This is a genomic window from Rothia sp. (in: high G+C Gram-positive bacteria) (genome assembly GCF_030540545.1).
In the GTDB taxonomy this organism is placed as follows: Bacteria; Actinomycetota; Actinomycetes; order Actinomycetales; family Micrococcaceae; genus Rothia.
Genome location: NZ_JAUNVZ010000005.1, coordinates 1 through 21,840, shown reverse-complemented (window position 1 = coordinate 21,840; position 21,840 = coordinate 1). Strand labels below are relative to the sequence as shown.

The 21,840-nt window shown below is 56.5% G+C and carries 22 protein-coding genes; 6 read left to right on the top strand and 16 right to left on the bottom strand.

What is annotated here, in order from left to right; genetic code table 11:
* Window positions 1–11: 11 nt before the first annotated feature.
* On the bottom strand, window positions 12–236 hold the full coding sequence (nrdH, locus tag Q4P78_RS05330; RefSeq protein WP_303339319.1) for a glutaredoxin-like protein NrdH: 225 nt from the start codon (window positions 234–236) through the stop codon (window positions 12–14).
* A gap of 815 nt (window positions 237–1,051) precedes the next feature.
* On the bottom strand, window positions 1,052–2,164 hold the full coding sequence (locus Q4P78_RS05325; protein WP_303339318.1) for an App1 family protein: 1,113 nt from the start codon (window positions 2,162–2,164) through the stop codon (window positions 1,052–1,054).
* A 204-nt stretch (window positions 2,165–2,368) separates the two neighbouring features.
* Here Q4P78_RS05325 and Q4P78_RS05320 point away from each other — a divergent pair, with 204 nt between their 5' ends.
* On the top strand, window positions 2,369–3,439 hold the full coding sequence (locus Q4P78_RS05320) for a polysaccharide deacetylase family protein (protein WP_303339317.1): 1,071 nt from the start codon (window positions 2,369–2,371) through the stop codon (window positions 3,437–3,439).
* A gap of 88 nt (window positions 3,440–3,527) precedes the next feature.
* On the opposite strand, the gene Q4P78_RS05315 is transcribed toward Q4P78_RS05320, so the two are convergent.
* From Q4P78_RS05315 to Q4P78_RS05305, 3 genes are all read right to left on the bottom strand, one after another.
* On the bottom strand, window positions 3,528–3,728 hold the full coding sequence (locus Q4P78_RS05315) for a hypothetical protein (RefSeq protein ID WP_303339316.1): 201 nt from the start codon (window positions 3,726–3,728) through the stop codon (window positions 3,528–3,530).
* 98 nt (window positions 3,729–3,826) lie between these two features.
* On the bottom strand, window positions 3,827–4,192 hold the full coding sequence (locus Q4P78_RS05310) for a hypothetical protein (protein WP_303339315.1): 366 nt from the start codon (window positions 4,190–4,192) through the stop codon (window positions 3,827–3,829).
* 19 nt (window positions 4,193–4,211) lie between these two features.
* The gene (locus tag Q4P78_RS05305) at window positions 4,212–4,598 is read right to left on the bottom strand and encodes a hypothetical protein (RefSeq protein ID WP_303339314.1); all 387 of its coding nucleotides are present in this window, start codon (window positions 4,596–4,598) and stop codon (window positions 4,212–4,214) included.
* Window positions 4,599–4,664: 66 nt separating this feature from the next.
* Here Q4P78_RS05305 and Q4P78_RS05300 point away from each other — a divergent pair, with 66 nt between their 5' ends.
* Complete coding sequence (locus tag Q4P78_RS05300; RefSeq protein ID WP_303339313.1) at window positions 4,665–4,919, top strand: hypothetical protein; 255 nt, start codon at window positions 4,665–4,667, stop codon at window positions 4,917–4,919.
* 74 nt (window positions 4,920–4,993) lie between these two features.
* Window positions 4,994–5,161, top strand: a complete 168-nt coding sequence (locus Q4P78_RS05295; RefSeq protein WP_303339312.1) for a hypothetical protein — start codon at window positions 4,994–4,996, stop codon at window positions 5,159–5,161.
* Window positions 5,162–5,662: 501 nt separating this feature from the next.
* Here Q4P78_RS05295 and Q4P78_RS05290 read toward each other — a convergent pair.
* From Q4P78_RS05290 to leuS, 10 genes are all read right to left on the bottom strand, one after another.
* On the bottom strand, window positions 5,663–5,902 hold the full coding sequence (locus Q4P78_RS05290) for a hypothetical protein (protein WP_303339311.1): 240 nt from the start codon (window positions 5,900–5,902) through the stop codon (window positions 5,663–5,665).
* A 268-nt stretch (window positions 5,903–6,170) separates the two neighbouring features.
* The gene (locus Q4P78_RS05285) at window positions 6,171–6,458 is read right to left on the bottom strand and encodes a hypothetical protein (RefSeq protein ID WP_303339310.1); all 288 of its coding nucleotides are present in this window, start codon (window positions 6,456–6,458) and stop codon (window positions 6,171–6,173) included.
* Window positions 6,458–7,072: a hypothetical protein gene (locus Q4P78_RS05280; RefSeq protein WP_303339309.1), complete on the bottom strand. Its 615-nt coding sequence runs from the start codon at window positions 7,070–7,072 to the stop codon at window positions 6,458–6,460. The genes Q4P78_RS05285 and Q4P78_RS05280 overlap by 1 nt, the downstream gene beginning before the upstream one ends.
* A 76-nt stretch (window positions 7,073–7,148) precedes the next feature.
* Window positions 7,149–7,412: a 30S ribosomal protein S20 gene (gene rpsT, locus Q4P78_RS05275; RefSeq protein ID WP_303339308.1), complete on the bottom strand. Its 264-nt coding sequence runs from the start codon at window positions 7,410–7,412 to the stop codon at window positions 7,149–7,151.
* A 141-nt stretch (window positions 7,413–7,553) separates the two neighbouring features.
* The gene (locus Q4P78_RS05270; protein WP_303339307.1) at window positions 7,554–8,177 is read right to left on the bottom strand and encodes a type II toxin-antitoxin system PemK/MazF family toxin; all 624 of its coding nucleotides are present in this window, start codon (window positions 8,175–8,177) and stop codon (window positions 7,554–7,556) included.
* 42 nt (window positions 8,178–8,219) lie between these two features.
* Window positions 8,220–9,227: a DNA polymerase III subunit delta gene (holA, locus tag Q4P78_RS05265; RefSeq protein WP_303339306.1), complete on the bottom strand. Its 1,008-nt coding sequence runs from the start codon at window positions 9,225–9,227 to the stop codon at window positions 8,220–8,222.
* Window positions 9,228–9,256: 29 nt separating this feature from the next.
* Window positions 9,257–11,134: a ComEC/Rec2 family competence protein gene (locus Q4P78_RS05260; protein WP_303339305.1), complete on the bottom strand. Its 1,878-nt coding sequence runs from the start codon at window positions 11,132–11,134 to the stop codon at window positions 9,257–9,259.
* Window positions 11,135–11,259: 125 nt separating this feature from the next.
* The gene (locus tag Q4P78_RS05255; RefSeq protein WP_303339304.1) at window positions 11,260–12,597 is read right to left on the bottom strand and encodes a helix-hairpin-helix domain-containing protein; all 1,338 of its coding nucleotides are present in this window, start codon (window positions 12,595–12,597) and stop codon (window positions 11,260–11,262) included.
* 218 nt (window positions 12,598–12,815) lie between these two features.
* Window positions 12,816–13,724, bottom strand: a complete 909-nt coding sequence (locus tag Q4P78_RS05250; RefSeq protein ID WP_303339303.1) for a DegV family protein — start codon at window positions 13,722–13,724, stop codon at window positions 12,816–12,818.
* A 205-nt stretch (window positions 13,725–13,929) separates the two neighbouring features.
* Window positions 13,930–16,416, bottom strand: a complete 2,487-nt coding sequence (gene leuS, locus Q4P78_RS05245) for a leucine--tRNA ligase (protein WP_303339302.1) — start codon at window positions 16,414–16,416, stop codon at window positions 13,930–13,932.
* 323 nt (window positions 16,417–16,739) lie between these two features.
* Here leuS and Q4P78_RS05240 point away from each other — a divergent pair, with 323 nt between their 5' ends.
* From Q4P78_RS05240 to Q4P78_RS05230, 3 genes are all read left to right on the top strand, one after another.
* Entirely contained in the window at window positions 16,740–17,738 is a 999-nt protein-coding gene (locus Q4P78_RS05240) for an alpha/beta fold hydrolase (protein ID WP_303339301.1), read from the top strand.
* A 1-nt stretch (window position 17,739) separates the two neighbouring features.
* The gene (locus tag Q4P78_RS05235) at window positions 17,740–18,879 is read left to right on the top strand and encodes a glycosyltransferase family 1 protein (RefSeq protein WP_303339300.1); all 1,140 of its coding nucleotides are present in this window, start codon (window positions 17,740–17,742) and stop codon (window positions 18,877–18,879) included.
* Between the two features lie 75 nt (window positions 18,880–18,954).
* Window positions 18,955–20,358, top strand: a complete 1,404-nt coding sequence (locus Q4P78_RS05230) for a glycosyltransferase 87 family protein (RefSeq protein ID WP_303339299.1) — start codon at window positions 18,955–18,957, stop codon at window positions 20,356–20,358.
* 117 nt (window positions 20,359–20,475) lie between these two features.
* On the opposite strand, the gene Q4P78_RS05225 is transcribed toward Q4P78_RS05230, so the two are convergent.
* On the bottom strand, window positions 20,476–21,435 hold the full coding sequence (locus tag Q4P78_RS05225; protein ID WP_303339298.1) for an L-lactate dehydrogenase: 960 nt from the start codon (window positions 21,433–21,435) through the stop codon (window positions 20,476–20,478).
* Between the last annotated feature and the right edge of the window lie 405 nt (window positions 21,436–21,840).

Here is a 21,840-nt window from a genome sequence, read left to right as displayed (position 1 = left end):
GCTCTACCGGGTTACGCTGCGAGGGCGTTAATCTTATCGGGCTGGAAACCGCTCCAGTGCTCGTCACCGGCGACAACAACCGGTGCCTGCATGTAGCCCAGGGACTGAACCATTTCCAGTGCCTGTGCATCCTGGGTGACGTCAACCGTGGTGTATTCGATACCCTTAGCGTCCAGCGCGCGGTAAGTCATATTGCACTGTACGCACTGCGGCTTGGTGTACACCGTAACTGCCATCGTAGTTTCTCCTCGTAATGCCTGTAGGGGCGTTTTCGCGCCCGGTAGGGCGTATTGTGAATGATCCTTGTGCGGCGAAAAGCGTCTAGTGCGCTTCCGCCTTACTAATACTACATCTAGTGGTGGCGATTTTTCTAACCACTAGATGATGTGGTGAAACAGGCATGCGAGTCGAACAAAACCCACATAGACCCACTCTGTTAAGGGCACTCACGCATTTAATCCACAGCCCAGATAGGCGGAATTCCGGCGAAGGGGCGGGCTTAATCCACAGGTGGGTTCCACTGTTTGACAAATAGGCTTGATGCTTAACTCCCCCGCCCGTGTTCGCTACTGGTTGCAGAGCTTGCACTGTGAGATTTAAATCAGTTCGAAAAGCACCGCGGAGCTTGATTTTAAGAGCGGGAGTGTACTCGCCCGGAATGGCGCGGGAGGCGGCAGACATTTCAGAGGTCGCCACCGCATCAAACGGAAAAATTTCTACCCGGCGGGAGGTGCAGGGCACATTTAAGCCCCGTTCGATTCAGATGCACGAAAAATTTACCGTCCTGCGTATCGCGGGAGTGTCGCGCCCTTAATGTGGTTAACCGGCCGCCAATCCCCAAAACCCACATTAAGATGCTCTCACTAGGGATAATACCCTGTGGTCTCCACAGGCTGCGATCCGCCTTCCCAGCGCTTTAGAGGCAGTCAACCGGCAGAGGCTGAGTGGACTAAATAGCCGCAGATACAGGCGCAGATACAGCAAAGCCGGGTGCGCATCCTTAACATGCAGATGCACACCCGGCTTCCCTATATATACGACAGAGCCCCCGCTAGTAGTCCAGCAGACCACGCTCACGCAAGGCACGGCTGAGCGTATCGCCATCATTAGCCTCAACCCACCACTCGGAGCCGGTCAGCTGCTTAGCGCGCTTATCGCCCCAGCGGCGCGTAGGATCAGAAAGCACGCTCTCACCCACCGTCAGATTACGAATAACCACAGCCGCCGTGTTCTGCGGGTAGCGCAAAGCAAAACCGTTATAAATCTCCGGGTCGTGCTGACCGTCATCACCAATCATAATCCAGCGCATCTGCGGGAACTCAGCAGCCAAGCGCTTGAGCGACTCCACCTTATGCTTGCGACCCGAACGGAACCAACGATCCGGAGTCGGACCCCAATCAGTCAGCAGGAAAGTACCGCGCGGATAACCATTACGGGTCAAAAAACGGCGCAGAGTCGGGGTAATATTCCAGGCGCCCGTCGACAGGTACATAAAGGGCGCCTGCGGGTGCGCGCGCTGAATACGATCCATGAGCACCGACATGCCCGGGGTGGGGATACGCGCATGCTCATTGAGTACAAAAGAGTTCCAAGCGGCAAGTAGCGGGCGAGGCAGCATGGTCACCATGACCGTGTCATCCACATCGCAAATCACGCCAATGCGCTGCTCCTGCGGCACCACGTACACGCTGGTGGCAACCGCACGGCCGCCGGGCACATACATGACCACTTCGTGCATGCCGGCGGGCAGGTCAATATCGAGTTTGACGTCCAGCACGCCGCCGGCATCAGTGTAGTATTCGTAGGTTTTACCGGCGATCACAATGGTGACCGGAGCGGCGGACATTGCCACGGAGGTAAAGGCACGCCAGCCGCGCATGGGGTTCGCGGTGTCTTGGGTGCCTTCGACCACCTGCAGCAGGCTTTCGAGCACATCGTTTTTATACAGGGCGCGACCAATAATGCGCACCCAGCCGGGATTATCGTCGGTAGCAACCGAACCGTAGCCTTCAGAGGGCACAATAATCGGTTCGGCGTCGCGCGCCTCGGCACGGCGAATACGCCAGCGGTGAATAGCTGAGCCCACGCGGTAGCCGAGGTTGACCGCCTCGTCGGCTACTTCGGTGACCGCCGTGCGGATGTCCTGCGCGCCTAAAGTTTCCATACCTTCTATCTTCCCATAGTTTCGCCCGAATGTGGCGGTTTTTAAGGCTGGGGGCGCTCAAACTCACGCGAAAAAATGGGTACTGTCTATCTGCGGGGTGTTTTGCTCACATCTACCCGATTATCGTGACGTCATATAACGGTTACAAGGGTTCGAACCAGTATGATGGAAAGGTCCCATCCGTGCACCGAGAAGGACTTTCCTATGACCAACCCCCTGACCCCTCAGGATCTGAGCCGACGCACCCTGCTAATCGGCTCCCTGCCGCTACTTCTTGCCGCCTGCTCATCGAGTAATGCCAATACCGCAGAAAGTAGCGCCAGTGCGAGCGTGACGGGAAGTGCCAGCGCCTCGGCGAGCGCGAGTGTTGCCCCCTCGGCAAGCGCCACCCCGAGCAAAATTCCGGTCAGCCGCAACCCCATTACTAAGCGCACCCCCTGGCCCGGCACCATTCACTACACTCTGCCCGGTGAGGGTAACTATGTTGCATGGACCGTGGATGACGGTGCCAGCCCCGAGTGCGTGCGCGCCTATTGTGAGTTCGCCAAGCGCACCGGCACGCGCCTGACCTTCTTTATTAATGCCTCCTACACCTCTTTTAAGCAGAATATTGATCTGCTCAAACCGCTGGTGGACTCCGGTCAGATTCAGATTGCGAACCACACCTATAACCACCCGGATCTACTGACCCTGGACAAGGCCGGAGTGATGAAGGAACTAACCCAGAATGAAGAGGCCATTAAGGAGCTCTTCGGTGTGTCCTCCAAACCTTATTTCCGCCCGCCCTTTGGCCGCTATAGTGCTGATGTGCTCAAGTGGGCCGGGTACGCAGGTTTTACACGCCCGGTGCTGTGGAACGGTACCCTGGGCGATGAATACCGCACCTCCCCGCGTGTGATTGATATGCGCTCGAACCAGTACCTGCGCGCGCAGGCGATTGCTCTGGGCCACCTGAACTACACCACGATTATTCCCCTGCTGGATGATCTGAAGGCGCTACTGGATGAGCGAGGCCTGGTGACCGTAACCCTCAATGACTACTATGAGGCGGCGAAGGAAGAAGAATATAAGAAGGCGGAGGAGCCCCCGGCACCCTCGCCCAGCCCGAGCGAGTCGGCAAAGCCTTCCGCTTCGGCAAGTGCTTCTGCGAGCGCACCGGCTCCTGCGGCGAGTACTCCCGCAGCCAACGGTCTGAACCCCGGTGGTGCTGTTGCCCCGACCGCCGGTGTTGTTCCTGCCCCGGTTGTTACCACTGCTACCACTGTTCGACGATAAGTTTAAGATCGCCCGAAGAATATAGCATCAATGCCCCGGTTACCTAGGTAGCCGGGGCATTACTATCTGGTCTTTTAGCGCAGGCTTTTCAGCAAGCGCCTAGGCGTTCCTTCAGCTTCGCATTATCAGCACGCAGCCCCTGAATAAGCTTCCAAGCGCGCTCGGGGCTGAACTCTTCACCGTTCTCTTCCCAGGGTGCCTTGGTTTCTTCTTCCTGCACTTCGCTCAAGACCTGCTTCTTATCCTCAGCAGTAGTGCTGGTGGGGGTAGTTTCGTCTTTTACACTCATGTGTTCCTCCGACCTTTTCGGGTACACAAAAGCACCCTCACCCCGAAAACCCGGGGCAGGGTGCTTTCTCTTACGTAACAATATTCAGTTATCTAAGCTTATCCAGCATAGCGGTCATTGCCCAGAACACGAGGAGGGCGACCGTATACTTTATCCAGCCATACATAGGACTCGTTACTCTCAACAGGAGGGATCTCCCACTCCTTATAGACAGCCGCAACATCAGGACGCTTATTAATCTCCCGAATACTATCGGTCATTGTGCGTTCTTCTTCGTCTTCCCAATCAAGACGAACAGATACAGCAAAATCAACAAACGCCTCTGCATCCAACGGAATAGACGGATTCTTAGCCAAAATTGGCAAATCACAAGTCAGAAGCTCATACGGACCTTCATCATCAAGAATCAAGCCAGGGTACTCAGTATCCGTAATGCTATCTACCAGCTGATTAATATAGTTCATACCATGGTCGCCCTCAAGGTCACTCACGATATACATTCTGCCACCCCTCTCCTTTCATCTTGATTAAAGGAACCCTAGCATATGCTCCATCTCTCTCCAGATTACCATACACCCCTCTACCCTGCTCAGGATACGCTGAGTGAAACTGCCACTCACCCCGCTCTGACTTCTGCAGCCTACCCTTGATAAGCACATCGTCCACCAGCTTCAAATATTCCATAAAGCCGTTTACCTCACGCACAAAATCTGGGTTATTGAACGTCTCTTGTACTGCGTCTAAAGCTTTTGTACGGCTCCAGGTCTCAGGAAATTCACTCTTGTTTTCATTCCCCCGCCCTGATTTGTGGCCACCTGCTTTTCGGTTTTCTTCCCCGTCCCAGATATGACGTTTGTTCCCCTCAGACAACACAAACCCAGGCACATCAGCAGCAGAGACACGCCCGGTAAACCGACACATGATATTATTGTCTATGTGGAAAAGATTATTATTGGTAAGCGAGAGGCGGCACGCTTCCTCGGCATGACCCGCCAGGCATTCTATCATCGTGGAGAGATGCCTCCGGCTGACTTCGAATCCATAGAGGGTAAACAGGCATGGCTGCCCGCCACCCTAGAAGAATGGAATAAGGGCTTTAGCCGCGGTCGCCCCAAGGGATCTAAGAATATTAAGAAGACCCTCGAAGTGGAACCCACCACCAAAGCAGAACCCAACGAAGACCTTTTATAATCTCCAAACGCTTCACTATATCCTAAGCACCTCAAGCTTCTCCCCCAATACACCCGTACCGAAAGGATTACACTATGCGCCACACGGCACTCGTGTTCATTGCCCTAGCTTTTGCCCTGCTCGTCACCCGTTTTGCGACCGGGTTGGAATGGCTAACCACCGTCAGCATGCTCTTTAGCACCTGCGCAGCGGTACTGTTGTTCCTGCACAGCCGCGCTCAAAAGAAGTCTCCGAGCGCCTAAATCCTGCACCGCACCGTCAATGTAGCCTCATGGTGGACACATTATTTTAATGTCTCTTACTGAAATTCTTGCCATTATCCCCGCGTGGGTAGATGCAGTAGCCGGCATTGTAAGCGCATGGTATGCATACAAGGCAAGGAAAAAGTAAAGAAGGCATGGTCGTCCTGGATAGGCTTATTACCCAGGGCGACCCGCCCTCACTCTCTAGTATAGGAGAATAACCGTGCAACGTCAGATAGGGCTCGTGCTTTGCTTCATCTCTATCCTGTGTCTTGCAATCGGGCTCTTTATGCCTCACCCGCTTTCTATATACCTTCTGAGCTCTGCTGCACTCCTGGGTGCAGCGAGCTCACTATTTAGCTGGATGAGCACCCGCCCCAAGGCATAAAAAGTAGTGCCCCCGAGCGTGTCATTACGACATGCCCAGGGGCACTACTCTTGTGCATCTACTCAAAGGGGAAATCCCTAACCTCAGAGACGCTAGACGGCTCCCTCGGAGCATCAGGCGGCGACTGCGGGCACACCGTACTCGGTAGCGGCTTCAGCACGCCAAGCACGCATCTGGTTCTCATGCTCCACAGCGCTCAAACGAGCTTCTGCACTCTCTGCACGCTCAACGAGCTTGTCCCAACCAGCCACACGCTCCTTGAGCTGAGCATAGTCGGAGTACTTCGCGCGCTCACGCGCCAAACGAGCATTGAGTACCTTATTGAGCTGCGCCTGGCTGGGTAATAGGCTCAAAGCCGTTAGTGGGCTCAGTGGGCGTTTCTACGCCTTCCTGGACGCTTTCAACCGCAGCGCTCTCAGTGCTGTTGCTGTTCTCTTCACTCATACAAACCTCCAAAGGGGGGTACACCAAAACCCCACCAGCACATACACTCGTGGGGTTTCGTCAATGGATAAACACCGGGCATTTCACCACCGCCCGTACAGTGGAAAACTCACAAAAAAGGGGTACGGCAAAGCCCTGCACACGCACACCGTGCACAGGGCTTCTGTCTCTATACATCTAACGCTCTAGGAGGTCTAGATGCTCTTGGTAATCGAAGTCTTCAGTAGCGAACTGACGAATCAACTTCGCTTCCTCATCATCGAAATACTCAAAATCTAGTACTTCTGACACCTCAGCAGGCATATGTATCCCTTGCTCTGCTAGTGACCAAACAGGAGCAACCATAGCCTCTTCCCATTCGTCACCTTCCAAATACCGCAGAGCAGTCTTACGAGCTCCTTCAGAAATAGGCAAATCAAGCAAATAATATGAAAGGATATGTGCCTTTTCTTCTATATCCATCATTACCTCTTAATCGGGAACATCGATACAACTTCCAATTTACCAGATTCTTCCGATGCCCGCGATTGACGCATTCCAACACGTACCTTCCCGTACCAAGGCACTAATGCGTCGCATGAGTATTGGTGTTTGCTTTCTTCTATTACTTCTTCGCTATTTTTCACAGCGTACAGAAGAATCTCTGCAATCTCATCAGGAGACAAGCCAGTAAATTGCGTGTGCCCTGTCCCGTTATCACCATGGCGCTTTAGAATATGCAACCACTTCTTAGAACGCAACGGAGCCAACTCAGACGGCCACAAAGCCCGCACATGCTCAGGAATACTGAAAGTCTCAGGCTCCAAATTCAAATCCTTCTTCATCTGAGACGCAATCTCCGCATCCGACGGCGAATATGCCACCTTACCCTGCTTACGAGCAATCACAGCATCACGCGCCGCCTCATACTGCGCATACAACGCCGCAGGATCATACTCTGCAATCTTCGGAGTTTTCTTACCCCACGCCGGCACAATCTGACAATCACAATCACCATGCCACTGCCGAGCAGCACCAGCCGACTGTGCGTCCAAATACACCCAACCACGCGAAGCCCAACCGAGTACCCACATGAGCATATGAAAATCCCCCGTCGTTTAGAGATACGACGGGGGATTTCCTCACTTAATTGTAAAGCCGGTAACCGGCGCTACATTAGAAAGCCTTGTTAACCAGTGCAGCCAGACCGGACTTCTTGTTAGCAGCGGTCTTCTTGTGCAGAACACCCTTGGTAACAGCCTTGTCGAACTTACGGTTAGCCAAACGCAGTGCCTCAACAGCTGCTTCCTGCTCCTGAGCCTCAACAGCCTTCTTGACCTTACGTACGTAGGTCTTCAGCTCGGACTTGACTGCGTTGTTACGCAGGCGAGCCTTCTCGTTGGTGAGGATGCGCTTCTTCTGGGACTTAATGTTAGCCACAATTAAACTTTCTGTTTGTCTTTATTGGTCGGTGAGGGCGACGCTGGACGATCATCGACTGAGCGGCGTGGGGATGCCTATGGCAACCGTCCAGCAGTGCCTGATGACCATCAGACACTCAACCACAAATTCTAGCAGAAACTAGCCGTGCAGTCGAGTATATGCGCGCTCAATCACGCGGAAGGTTTCCTGCGGCATAATCGAACCCTCACGGCGCATCTGAGACGGGATTACACGAATCACACGGTTGAGCTTCACCTCGGAGGCGCGACCCTGCGGATCCCACGGGCCGGAACCAATATCCAGGTAGTTGCTATCGGCGTGGTCGCGGTTATTGTGGTCCTTGCTGGTCATCATAAGCGCCAGCAGGTACTCACCGTCACGACCGACCAGAATCACCGGGCGGTCCTTACCCTGAGAGTGGTCCTCCTCGAAGGGCACCCAGGTCCAGACAACCTCGCCCGGGTCGGCGTCGCCGTCCATGCTCGGGGAGTATTCGAAATCGATCGAGCCGCGGTAATCCCCCGGGTAGCCGCTGCTATCTGCACTGCTAGAGGAGGCGCTTGCTGCGGGCTTCGGGGCTGCCGGCTTGGGTGCGCTACTCTTTGCGCGGGGCTGGTTACTCTGCTGATCCTTGCGGGATTCTTCCTGCTGGAACTGCTCGGAGTGCTGGGAGTTCGCGCCGGCATTATCCAGCGCTTCCTCTGCTGCCTTCTGTAGGAAGGGTAGCAGGGCAATGAAAAACTTTTTAAGAGCTTCAAACATGAGAATAATTGTACCTTTGCCCGGATAGTGCTTGTGAGCCGGTTAGTCGCGACCGGGCACAGCAATAGCCAGCACGGCACGCTCCAGGGCGTACACCGGGTCGGCACCTTCACCCTTAAGCTGGGCGTCCGCATCGGCAAGATTAGAAATAATAGCCGCCAACTGCTCGGCACTAAAACGACGCCCCTCACGCTTAGCCTGATCCACCTGCCAGGGCGCCATACCGGTCGAAGATGCCAGCTCAGCACCCGAACCACGTACACCGTACACGCGCGCAATATTACGGATACGCATAGCCAGCGCACCCAACAGCGGAATCGGCTCGGTGCCGGTTGCCAGGGAGTGGCGCAGCAGGCGCAGAGCCTGTGCCGCCTGACCGGCAATAGCGGCATCGGCAACACGGAAAGCATTCACCTCGGTGCGGCCGCCATAGTAGCGGTTCACGCCCTCTTCGGTAATCTCACCGGGAATATCCGCCATAAGCTGCGCGCAAGCACTGGCAAGCTCAGCAGTGTCGGCGGTCGCCACCGCCAGCAGCTGCACCGCGCCCTGAGTAATGCGACGGTCCGCGGCGTGAAATTCCTGCACAATGAACTCGGTTTTTTCACGATCGTTTTTGAGTGCCTTGCAGGAAATCAGGGTAAAGCGTGAGCGCACCAGGTCAATCAGTTTCTTACCGCGGTTACCGCCGGAGTGCTGAATAATGACCATAATATCCGACTCGGGTGCGGCGGCGTAGCTGAGCATATCTTCCAGGAAATCATCGCTCATACTCCCGGCGTTATCCACGCTAATGATTTTTGCCGACCCGAATAGTGAGGGGCTGGCGTTCATCAGCAGCTCACCGCGCGTATAGGAGGCGGCGTTAAGCTGCACATAGTCGTAGTCGCCAAAATGCTGCCCGAAGAGCTGGCGCAGGCGCGTGCGGGCGCGGGATGCGAAGTACTCTTCCGGGCCGTAGAGCATGACAATGGGGCCGGGGTTGACCGTGCGCCAGGCGGTGTCAATGCCCGCATTTTTAGCGCGGTAGGATGAGTTTCGCTGTGCCATGCTCGTACCTTTCTTTTAGTGCCTTTTAATCATACGGGACTCTTGCGGGCTTGGGGTGCGTGAGGGTGCTCTTCGATACTGTCATTATCAGGGAGGAGGCGCTGCGGTTCTCTATGCTCCCGGGCATAGTACATGCGCCTAAAGAGGCACCACTCCCCCACCCAGATCGCCGCCGAAACCAGTACCACCGCGCACGCAACCAGCGCGATAGATCCGGGTGAAGACTCCAGAACCAGAGGATTACCCGGAGCGCGAGCGCAGGCGGTTGCCACTGCCTCCAGAGCACGGGCGGGCAGGGCGCCAAGGTGCAGGAACATATCGCTGAGGAACCCAAGCCCGGTAGCCCACGCAAGCAGCGCCAGCAAACCGGCACACAGAGTCAGTGCAGCCAGGGGCTGAGCGAGCAGATTCGCCGGAATGGTGTACAGCGGAATATTGCCCGATAGACCGGTAAGAATGGGGGCGCACCACAGCCCGGCGCAGGTGCAGGCGGCAATCATCTGAGCTAGGGTGAGCGGTAGCGCCGCCTGAAGTAATCGGGTCAGCGGCGGAGCCACAATCATCAGCGAGGCGGTAGCACAGACAGAAAGCCCGAAGCCTATATTGAGTGCCAGGCTCGGCTGGTAGTACAGACACACCATAATACCGGTGCTCAGGATCGCCAGGGCATGCCTGCCGGTGCCGCGCAGCATGGCGAGCGCACCCAGCAGACCCATAGCGACGGCGCGAATCACCGAACCTTCAGCGCCAAGTAGAACAGTGTATAGCCCAACCCCGACAACACCGGCACCGATCAGAGCTGCGCGCGGCAGTCGTACTCTCAGCCCGGCTCTATAGGCGAGCATAAACACCAGGGCAATATTGGCACCCGATACGGCGGTCAGATGGCTGAGCCCGCTGAGTTTATAACTATCACGGGTGCTGCGCAGCATAGTGGAGTCATCCCCGTAGGCGGTGCCCAGAATCAGCGCGGTTTCATCGGATCCGACCAGGGGCGCGGCGTGGGATCGCAGCTGGTTTTTCAGCCGTGATACCGCCGATTCTTGGGTATTTGCTTGCCCGGGTGCCGGGTAGATGGTTGCAGAGCTAAGACTAAAAGAACCGCCGCGCGATTGCACGATGCCCAGGGCAATAATGCGCATACCGGTCACCACACTGACTGAGGAGGCGGTGGCTCGGCGTGATCCTCCCGCCAGCTTTTGGGCTGTATTCTGTCCTGCGCCCTGAGGCGTGGTAGAGGCGCCCTGTTCCGAGCGTCTAAAGAGAGAAATCTGCTCATTAAGGGGCGCTTTTTTATCCCGATATTGAACACTATCCAGATGAATAAAAAGCTGCTCGGTGCGGGAATCCACGGCACGTATTTCTTCAACCGTGCCGCCCATACGCGCAGAAACTCCCTCCAGCTGGCGCAGCGCCAGGCGACTATCATCCACCCCGCGGGCAACCATACTGAGCCCCTGTACCAGGCATAGCAGAGCAATCAGGGAGAGGATTACAATCGCCTGGGCGAGCATGCGGGCGGGCAGGGATTGAAAATCGTATCTATGCATCGGGGTGCGGCTGGCGGGCATATATCCGCTATGCACCGCATACTCGCGCTCTATTATGTTTGTGGTTCGTAGTTTCCGCGCGTTGTGTGTGCCGCAGGTGACCCAATAGAGCCCGGCCGCACAGAGCAGCAGAGCGGTGGATAGCCAGAGAGTCAGCGGGCGGAAAATATCCACCACGGGTATCTGAAGCACAGCAATTGTGAATCCCCACAGGCACAGCACCGGCAGCACCAGACGAATATCCCAGCTAAAAAGCCCCAGCACGGTACGGCGATGTTCCGGGGCGCGATACTCATACACCCGAGCAGTCCACTCGAGCAGGGCGTTCTTGACCGCAAGCGCGCGCCGGAGAACCACAGTGAAAAAGTCACCAGGTGTGCATTCGACACCTTGCGTTTGAGCTTCCCCGTGGATACACGATGCTCGACGTGTGTACCTTTCTCGGCGAGTGCGTGAATTATGAGGGTAGTTCATCGCTCCCCCTAGACCGTAACCAGCGGGCGTAGCAGATTCATGGTCGCAGGCCCTATGCCGGGCACCGAGTCTAGCTCCTCCACGCTGGAGAAACCGCCGTGCTCGGTGCGCCAATCAATAATGCGCTGAGCCAGCGCGGGCCCGACTTTGGGTAGGGTTTGCAGCTCTTCCAGGGTGGCGGTATTGAGGTTTACTTTGCCATTCTGAATTCCCGATGAGCCCTGAGAGCCGGAGCCGCCCTTAGCCTGGGATTGAGCACCTTTCTGCGATGTAGGCCCCTGGGCCCCGCCCTGAGCAGAACCATTCTGCGCACCAGTTTGAGTGGCAGGAATAGCCTCCCCCTGAGCGGGAATATATAATTGCATACCGTCGCTCAAAGGAGCGGCAAGATTAACCCTGTTCAGGTCTGCCTCCTCGCGGGCGCCACCGGCAGCAATGAGCGCATCCTGAGCGCGCGCATCGGCAGGCAGAGAATACACCCCGGGAGCCTGCACCGCCCCGGCAACATGCACGCGTATACTCGCAGTTTTAGAGGCGGAGGCACTGGCGCTCGCCCCGCCGCTGGCTTCAGTGCCCGCTTCTGTACTGGTGCGCGCTCCCGGTACGGGCATGGTTTGGGCGGGTTCGGCGTGCGGGGATCCCAGCACCGCCCAGAGCAGAATCAGCCCGCCCAGCAGACAGAGCGCCATTACGGCACGCGGGTTAATGCGCCAGCGCAGTGAGCGCAGACCCCTGCCGACGGGTCGGTCCTCCCAGAATTCGGGAATGTGTTTGCGGCGCAAAGTGCCGGGTTTCTCCCCTGCCCTATAGGGTTCATTCCTATACACGCCGTCTCTATATGAACCGGGTCGCGAGCGCGCCTCGGTCTCTTCCACTTCCTCAAGAGCGACATCGAAGTCTTCCTCAGAATCCAGGGCGGCAGAGCGAATATCTTTCAACCTGCGGGCGCGCAACTGCTGTGCCAGCACCTGCCCCATATCCTCACGCAGAATCTGAGTATCCGGCTGGGTATCCAGCTGTGACTCGGGCTCTGAAGCGCTATCTATTTCAGGCTCATCCAGCGCGGGATCTATCATGCCATCCGGGTACGCTTGGCTCTGTGTATCCGCTGATTCATGGATTGAATCACCGGTGCCTATAGCGTGCAGGGGTACCGTGGGATCATTATCGTAAGCCTCGTAACCGTAGCCGCTGGAATGCTCACGCAGGCTCTCCGGGCTCTGAGAGTGCAAACTTTCGGGTACCGCGCTCTCGAGACTCGGTTCATCGGGCAGATACTCCGGAGGGTGCTCATAAAGTTCAGAGTTCAGGCCATTTAATACTGTGTTATCGGGTAGTTCTTTCATGGCTTTAGGGTAGGCTCATTAGCCAACGCCCCGCAGGCATTAAATACAAAACTGTGGATAAGTGCGGTGAAAACTATCAAACCGCCACATATCCACAGTTTTGCCCGACTGCACCCCGACAATATCACCCGCTAAGGGTTGATAACACCGGGCTGCACACGCCACTATTTCGTCATATTCCGGCTACTAACCGCAATATGACAGCGCCCCCTCAGCGGCTAATACACCACCACAGCCAGGGCGCCCAGCCCCGCGTGAGCACTGAGCACCGGAGGCAGAGCCGAAAACATCGCCTCGCGAGCAATAGCACCCAGCGCTTCCTGCAGCTCATAAGCCTCACGCTCGGTAGCACTATGGTGAATAGCCACCACCCGGCCATGGGGCACCAGCGTATCCAGCAGCTCCGGGGCAAAAGAGCCCAGGCTCGCATGATCGGCGCTCGCCTGGCGGCTCAACTCCACCAGACGCTCCTTAGCGCGCGCAGTCGTGCGCGGACGATCCACATAGGTCAGTGTGCCCTCCTCGGTAACCGTCCCAATGGGGCGAATGCGGAACATCTGCCCAACCATCGCCAACGCCGGGGAGACACGCCCACCGCGACGCAGCGCATCCAGGGTAGGAATCATAAAGTAAATTGTCGTCTGCTCAACCATAGCGCGAGCGCAATCCACCAGCTGCTCGGGAGTATATTTTTCCTGGGCCGCCAGCTCGTGCAGAGCCAACACAATATGTCCGTAGGCGCCCGCCACCGTGCGGGAATCCACCACGCTCACCGGCACGCTCACCAGGCGGGCTGCGGCGCGCGCCGACTCCACCGTGCCCGACAGAGCACCGGAGAGGTGAATAGAAATAATGTGCTCATATCCTTCGTCCGCCAGCTGCGTATAAACCTGCGCGAAGGAGCCGGGCGCGGGGCTGGAGGTGCCCACCGTATGACCCATGACATGGGCAATGGTAATATCGCGGTCGATCTCATCGGCGCTCAGACCCAGCAGTTCACGGTCGCCGCTGCCGTCATTAATGCGGACGGGCATGGGCACAATGGCGAACCCGCCCTGTTCTTCCGCCGCCTGTGCGTAATCGGGGGCGATAGCTGCGGCGCTATCGGTGACAATGGCTATGCGCATATTATTCCTTCCGTCCCCTTTAGTCTATCGGATGTGATGCTCATAAGTGTGCCGCGCGACAATAACATAGAGGTGGCGCTCGTTTCCAGTTTCGCTGCTATAACACTAAGCCCAATACACCGACGACCCCGCTGTACTCTCATACAACGGGGTCGTCGGTCAATATATTAGAGCGGTATTCAATTACCTATCGACATGAAACCGATTAGATAACGAAGTTCACCAGCTTGGGCGCACGCACAATCACCTTACGGATCTCAGCGTCGCCCAGGGCACGCTGCACATCTGCATTGGAGCGAGCAGCTGCCTCCAGGTCGGCGTCGCTAATATCCTTAGCGACCTCCAGGCGAGCCTTGACCTTGCCCTTAACCTGCACAATGGCGGTGACGGTGTCATCCACCAGCAGAGCGGCGTCTGCCTCGGGGAAGCCCGCTGCGAGCACCGGCTGGTCGTAGCCCAGGGTGTGCCACATATCCTCAGCGGTGTAGGGTGCGTACAGGGAGAGCAGGATTGCGATGGTCTCTGCTGCCTGGCGCACAGCCGGGTCGTTTGCGCCCGCGCCGGAGTCAATGGCCTTGCGGGTTGCGTTGACCAGCTCCATGGTCTTTGCGACGACCACGTTGAACTTGCCGTTATCCAGCAGCTGCTTGACCTCGTGTACGGTGCGTGCCACGAGCTTCTGCATCTCCAGATCGCCTGCGGTTGCGTCTGCGCCGGGTTCACTGGTGATGTCCTGAGCAACACGCCATGCGCGTGCCAGGAACTTCTGCGCACCCGCGGGGGAAACGTCAGCCCAGTCAACGTCATCTTCGGGCGGACCTGCGAAAATCATGGTGGTTCGAATCGCATCCACACCGTACTCGTCCAGCTGCTCACCCAGGTTCACGCCATTACCCAGAGACTTAGACATTGCCTTGCCGCCGTTGAGCACCTGACCCTGGTTCATCAGAGCCTTGAAAGGCTCATCGTGCTGAATCAGACCCAAATCACGCACAACCTTGGTGAAGAAACGAGCGTAGAGCAGGTGCAGAATTGCGTGCTCAACACCGCCGACGTACATGTCCACGGCGCCCCATTCCTTCATAGCCTCCGGGTCGAAAGGACCCTCGGTGTAGTTGGGGGAAACATAGCGCAGGAAGTACCAGGAAGAATCCACGAAGGTGTCCATGGTGTCCGAGTCGCGGCGTGCCTGCTTGCCACAATTCGGGCAGGGCACGATCGCCCAATCATCGGCTGCAGCCAGAGGCGACTGACCCTTAGGAGCCAGCTGCTCACCGCGCAGATTATCGGGCAGCAGCACCGGCAGCTGCTCCTCGGGAACCAGCACCTCGCCACAATCCTCACAGTGGATCACGGGAATGGGGGTGCCCCAGAAACGCTGGCGGGAAAGCAGCCAGTCACGCAGACGGTAAATGACCTTGCCTTCGCCGGTGCCGGCAGCCTCGACCATTTCAATGGCCTTCTTCATAGCTTCTGCCTTGGGCAGGCCGGTCAGCTCGCCGGAGTTAATCAGGGTGCCGTCGCCCGCAGCGGCGATACCGGTCTCGATCGGGTCCTCGGCGCCCTCAACATCGAGCACCTGAACGATGGGCAGATCGAACTTCTTCGCGAAATCCATATCGCGCTGATCGTGCGCGGGCACAGCCATAATCGCGCCGGTGCCGTAATCGGAGAGCACGTAGTCGGATGCCCACACCGGGATCTGCTTGCCGGTCAGCGGGTTAATGGCGTAACGGCCGGTGAACACGCCGGACTTCTCACGATCAGAGGACTGGCGGTCGATATCGGAGAGCGCCTTAATCTCTTCGCGGTAGTCAGCCAGAGCCTGAGCCTGCTCCTCGGTGACAATCTCTGCCGCCAGGGCAGCGTCCGCAGCGACCACAATAAAGGTTGCGCCGAAGAGAGTGTCGGGGCGGGTGGTGAACACGGTAAAGGAGCGTGCGTCCTGGGTATCGGTTGCGGTGATTTCGAAGCGCACCTCGGCACCCTCGGAACGACCGATCCAGTTGCGCTGCATGAGCAGCACGCGCTCGGGCCAGGAGCCTTCCAACTGCTCCATATCGTCCAGCAGCTGCTGCGCATAATCAGTAATCTTGAAGTACCACTGGTTCAGGGACTTCTTGGTTACGGTGGTGCCACAGCGCTCGCAGGCACCGTTGACAACCTGCTCATTCGCCAGCACGGTCTGGTCCTTGGGGCACCAGTTCACGGGCGAGTCCTTGCGGTACGCCAGGCCCTTCTTGTAGAACTGCTCAAAGAGCCACTGGGTCCACTTGTAGTACTCCAGGTCGGAGGTGTGCAGGCGGCGGGACCAGTCGGCAGCGATACCGTAGCGCTTGAAGGACTGCGCCTGGGTCTCGATGTTCTTGTAGGTCCACTCCTTGGGGTGGGTGTCGTTCTTAATCGCAGCGTTTTCTGCGGGCAGACCGAAGGAGTCCCAGCCGATGGGGTGCAGCACATCGTAGCCGCTCTGCTTGAAGTAGCGTGCGTTCATATCGCCGATTGCGAATGCCTCGGCGTGACCCATGTGCAGGTCACCCGAGGGGTAGGGGAACATGTCCAGCACGTAGCGGCGGCCCTTGGGTGCGTTGCCGGTGGGCTCGAAGATTTTGGTTTCTTCCCAGTAGGGTGCCCATTTGGCTTCCATGGCGCGGAAGTCGTACACCTTCTCGTTGTTTTCCTCAGTGGACACTGCGGTTTCCTTCGGTTTGCTTAGACTGTGCGGTCTGGGGAACGGGTAGAGTTCACCCAGTGTGTAACCTATCCAGTGTACCGTGTTTGCACGGGCAATACATAAAGAGGAGTGCATACTTCTTGAGGCACGGACTCGAGATGCGCGTCGCGGTCGGGCGCGTAATTCTCAGCGTAAATACAGCTGAGCGGGGTACTCTAGAGGGTGTATATTTCGCGCGACCCGCGGCAATAGTGTGTTGCCCGGTCTTGCGCAGCGCGGGCGTTTATTTTCATGGGCCCCGTATGTATATGTATCCGGCGCATCCGGCGAAAGGTTGTATCATGGCGTCTATTCTTGAGGCAGTCCCCCAGCGAGTGAATCCCGGGCATGCCCACGAGGGTTCTTTTGCGGCTGTGCAGACCGCCTATTGGCATTATGGTGCCGGTGAATCCTTGCCGGTTTTTCCTGAGAAGTGTTTCGAGTCTCAGGGGCTTTCGAGCGATTCTCCCGCCATTGTTTTAGTGCACGGTTTCCGTGGGGATCACCACGGTTTGGAGCTTATTGCTCATTACCTGCTACAGGAAATTCCGGGCGCCCATATTATGATTCCCGATGTTCCCGGTTTTGGTGCCAGCGACACCCTGCCGGGTAATGTCACTATTGACGCCTACACCAGCTGGCTGCATGAATTTATTGCGCAGGTGAGTAAATACCGGAATTCTCAGGTTCTGGTGGTTGGTCACTCTTTTGGTTCCATTGTGTGCTCGGCCTACGCCGCACGTTTTAGCACCTCTCTGGCAGCGCTGAGCCTGATTAATCCCATTAGCGAACCGGCCCTGAAGGGTAAGCAGCGCGTAGGTTCCCTGCTGGCTTCGGGCTACTATGCTCTGGGTGCCGCCCTGCCGGAGGAGCTAGGCTATCCCCTGCTGCGCTCCCAGGCGGTTACTCGCCTGACTTCCGAGTTTATGATGCGCACCAAGGATCGTGAGCTGCGCCGCTTTATTAACGGCCAGCACGCCTCCTATTTCGGCTCTTTTAGCTCTCGTCGCGCGGTCCTGCAGGCCTATAAGGTCTCCATTGAGCGCACCGCCGCGGAGTTCGCCCCCGAGGTGAGCGTGCCGACCCAGATGCTGGTGGCTGCCAAGGATGATTTGGGTACTGTTGGGACTGCGAGCGCTATGTATGCTGCCCTGGGTTCCCACTCTGCGGGTCATGTTACTCGCATGGATATTATTCCCGAGGTGGGTCACCTGATTCACTATGAAACCCCGCGCTATGCAGCCTATTTGCTGCGCTCTTTTATGGATCAGTTGAGCTTTGTGCAGAAGAGTCGAGGATAGTATGAAACTTTTTATTGATGCCCGCTATACGCGTATTGGTTTTCACGATGGTATTAGTCGCTATACCGCCTCTCTGATTGCAGAGTTAGCACGGTTGATAGACGAGTCACATCCTGCTGTACGCGATATTGAACTCACCCAAATTATTAGCGATGAGCGTCAGCTGGATATGCTGCCGAATGTACCGCATGTGAAGATTTCCTCTCCCACCGGCCCGTTAGAACCTACCGCCGCACTGCAGCTGAATAAGTTCTCCCCGGATGTGGTGTTCTCACCCATGCAGACCATCGGATCGGCGGGTCGCAGGTTCAAACTGATTCTGACCCTGCACGATCTGATTTACTATGCGCACCCGACCCCGCCGGGCTTTTTGCCCGCGCCCGTGCGTTGTGGTTGGCGTCTATTCCACACCTCCTACACCCCGCAGCGTCTGCTGCTCAATCGCGCCGACGCGGTGGTGACCGTTTCCGAAACCACCGCGCGCCTCATGCGTGAGCACCGCCTGACCCGCAAGCCCCTGCATGTGGTGCCCAATGCGCCTCAGCCGGGCAGTATTGTCTCTGCCGATACGGCTCTGGAGCGAGATGCGGCGCGCCAGGCGGCGTGGGATGCCGGGGCTCCGCGCGACCTGGTGTATATGGGTTCTTTCATGCCCTATAAGAATGTGGAGACTCTGCTACACGCTATGCGTTCCCTACCCGGATACCGCTTGCATTTGCTGTCGAAAATGCCGGATGCGCGCTATGCGGAGCTCGAGTCTGCCGGTCTGCTGGGTGAGAATATTGTGGTGCACAATGGCACTAGCGATGAGGAATACGCTTCTCTGCTGGAGGGTGCTCATGCGCTGGTGACTGCTTCCCGTGCTGAGGGCTACGGTCTGCCGGTGGTTGAGGGTCAGGCTGCGGGCACCCCGGTGGTGCTCAGCGATATTGAAATTTTCCGTGAGATTGCCCCGCATGCCTCTTTTGCGCCGGTTTCCGGTACTGCCGAGCAGGATGCACCCGCCTGGGTTCGGGCTATTCTCGCCCTGGAGGATCCCGCCGAGCGCTGCACTCATTTTCTGCAGGGTTTGGGGGATGCCTCCCACTACTCCTGGCATGACTCGGCTCTCAAGCTTGTGAGCATTGTGAAGGGTCTGTAATTGAGTATTTCTTTAGGAAAAACTAAAGCTTTAGGGGAAAAGCGGGCGGATACTTTCGAGACGCACGGTTCTCGTATGGGTCGGTCTAATTCTAAAGGAAGGCCCGCTACCTTTTATGCGGCTCTCCTAGGTTCTCTGCTGCTCTTTATCGCCTCGGCATGGGGTAGCTATCTATTCACTGGACCGATTTTTATTGATTACCTGGTCTACTATGCCGGTGGCGCTGCGGTTAATCCCTTCATTGATTATCCGCATGCCCTCTATGACACGGATATGATGAGCACCCTGAGCCTCAACCTGGGCTACGGCTATGTGTTCAACCAAAATGGGGATTGGCTCTATTTCACCTATCCTCCCTTTGCGGCTCTTCTCTTTTCGCCGGCGGCTCTTTTTAATCATGATTTAGCGCGCTATGTTTTTATTGGTGTGTACTATGCGCTCAGTATTTACTGCGCTTGGGTAACTTCAAAGGCGCTCGCGCAGCTCTCCCGACGCTACGCACCCGTGCACGCTCAGGTGGGTCCCATTGTGGCTCTGCTGATTGCTGCACTAATGATGTGGAGTAATGCCTGGGCTCACGGTGCTTTCTACGCCCAGATTAACCCCTATATTCTGGCGCTCGTGCTCTATGATCTAACCCGCCCGGCATCCAAGATACCGCGCGGCGTGTTCATTGGTATTGCCGCCGGCATTAAGCTCACTCCCCTGGCGGTACTGCTGCTCTGGTTGATTCGCCGGGATTGGCGATCCATTGTTACGGCGATTGCTTCTTTTGTGGGAACTATTGCCTTGGGCTTTATTCTTCTGCCCAGTGAAAGCGTTATTTTCTGGACCTCGGCACTCTGGGATTCATCCCGCGTGGGATTTACGGATATTTTGAATAATATTTCCCTCAAGGGTTTTGTGGCTCATACCTATACGCCCGCCCCCGTGCAATCTGCGCTCTGGCCGCTATTGGTACTGGTGTGCATTGCGGTGATGTCATATCTGCTCTATCAGCTGGATAAACACTATCCGGGAAAGAATGCAGCCCAGGCGCTGATTGTCTCGGCGCTACCGGTATATATTTCTCCGATTTCTTGGGACCATCACGCCATTATGGCTCTGCCTGTTTTTATGATTTCGTGTGTGGGTGCCTTGTGGATCTACCGTTCTTCGAGGATACGCGGCATACTAGCATTCGCGCTGGTGCTACCCGCGATTATATGGGCAATGGATAGTTACGGTGTTATTGCTCAGGATCTGATTCGTTGGGCTGACTCTGTAGGTATCTACACCCTGGCGGATCGTTCCGACGACTACCTCTGGCATTTGAGCAATGAGAGCCCGGTGGGTCTTGCAATGTATATACCTTCCCTGCTGCTCATGGGCTTCTGGATGCTCTGGGCGCGAGAACTAGCGAGTCAACCGATTAATGAAAGCGCAGAATCGGTTGAGCTGGGCAAACCGGGTGAATTGAGCCGAAAGGCGCAGGCTTAAGCTGACCTCTCGCGCTAGCGGTTGAATATAAACCGACTGAATATAAAACGCCGCGTGTATCATCCCGTATAACGGGAGACACACGCGGCGTTTTGCTATATATCTAATGCCTTAGATTTAGAAACCCAGGGAATTTAGCGACGCACGAATAGCCTCAGCCGAAGCGTGCAGCTGAGCCAGTTCAGCCTCATTCATGGGAACCTCAAGTACACGAGAAATGCCCGAACGGTTCACAATGGTCGGCAGGGACAGAGCCACATCCTTCAGGCCGTACAGGCTGCCGTCCATAATCGTGGAGACAGGCAGAACCGCATTCTGCCCCTGCAGGAACGCCTCGGCAATACGGGATGCCGAGACACCAATCGCGTAGTTGGTCGACCCCTTACCCTCAATCACCTTGTATGCGGCGCGCATAGCCTCATGAGCCAGCTCAGCGCGAACCTGCTCGGTAAAGAGCAGCTTGCCGTCCTGTTCCCACTCGGTCAGCGGAACCATACCAATATTCGCAGCCGACCACACCGGGAACTCAGAATCGCCGTGCTCGCCCACCACATTCGCGTGCACGCTCTTCATCGAAACACCCGCCTTGCGCGCAATCAACCAGCGCAAACGCGAAGAATCCAGCACGGTACCTGAAGAAAGCACGCGGTTGCTGGGCAGACCGGTGATCTTCTGAGCGACCACGGTCAGCACATCGCAGGGGTTGGTGACCAGCATGTAAATTGCGTTCGGGGAGACCGACATGAGGTTCGGCAGCAGCTTCTCCAGGATGCGCACATTCGCACCCGCCAGAGCCAGACGAGGCTGACCCGGCTCCTGACGCGCACCGGCGGTAATAATGATCATGTCGCAATCGCGCAGCAGCTCAATATCGTCGCCGCCGACCACATTCGCTTCGGAGGCAAACATGGTGCCGTGGGCAATATCCAGGGCCTCCGCTTCGGCGCGCTTACCGTCAATATCGTAGAGGACGATCTCGTTAGCGGTGCCGCGCAGGGTCGCTGCGTATGCGGTTGCGGAGCCGACGCCGCCTGCGCCGATAATGCCGAGCTTGGTGGGGGTGTTTGCGTTGCTCATGGTCGTTTCCCTATCTTGGTCGGGTTATTGGGTTGTATTCACACGGTGCGTAGTGTGCGGATAGTAAATGCAATCTGCTCACATGCTTGTGATGCGAGTAGCTACTATTTCTATCCGGTCTGTCTAACACTTACCGCTCTTTCAGCATACTCCTTCAGATAGATAGGGTACAAGAGGAATTTTGTGGTTTTCTGTGGTTTTTATATAAATACATCCTGACCTTATCTTTGTTTTAGGAACACAACGTCACACAAAACCACACACTCAACCTACCTCACAAGCTATCACCACCCCAGTCTCAAGCTATCACTGCCCAAGTCTACAGTCATAACATTGAACCTAATCCCCTACCCCTATCCCCAATCCGGCAAGGCTGCGGCTGGCTATCCGGCAAGGCTGCGGCTG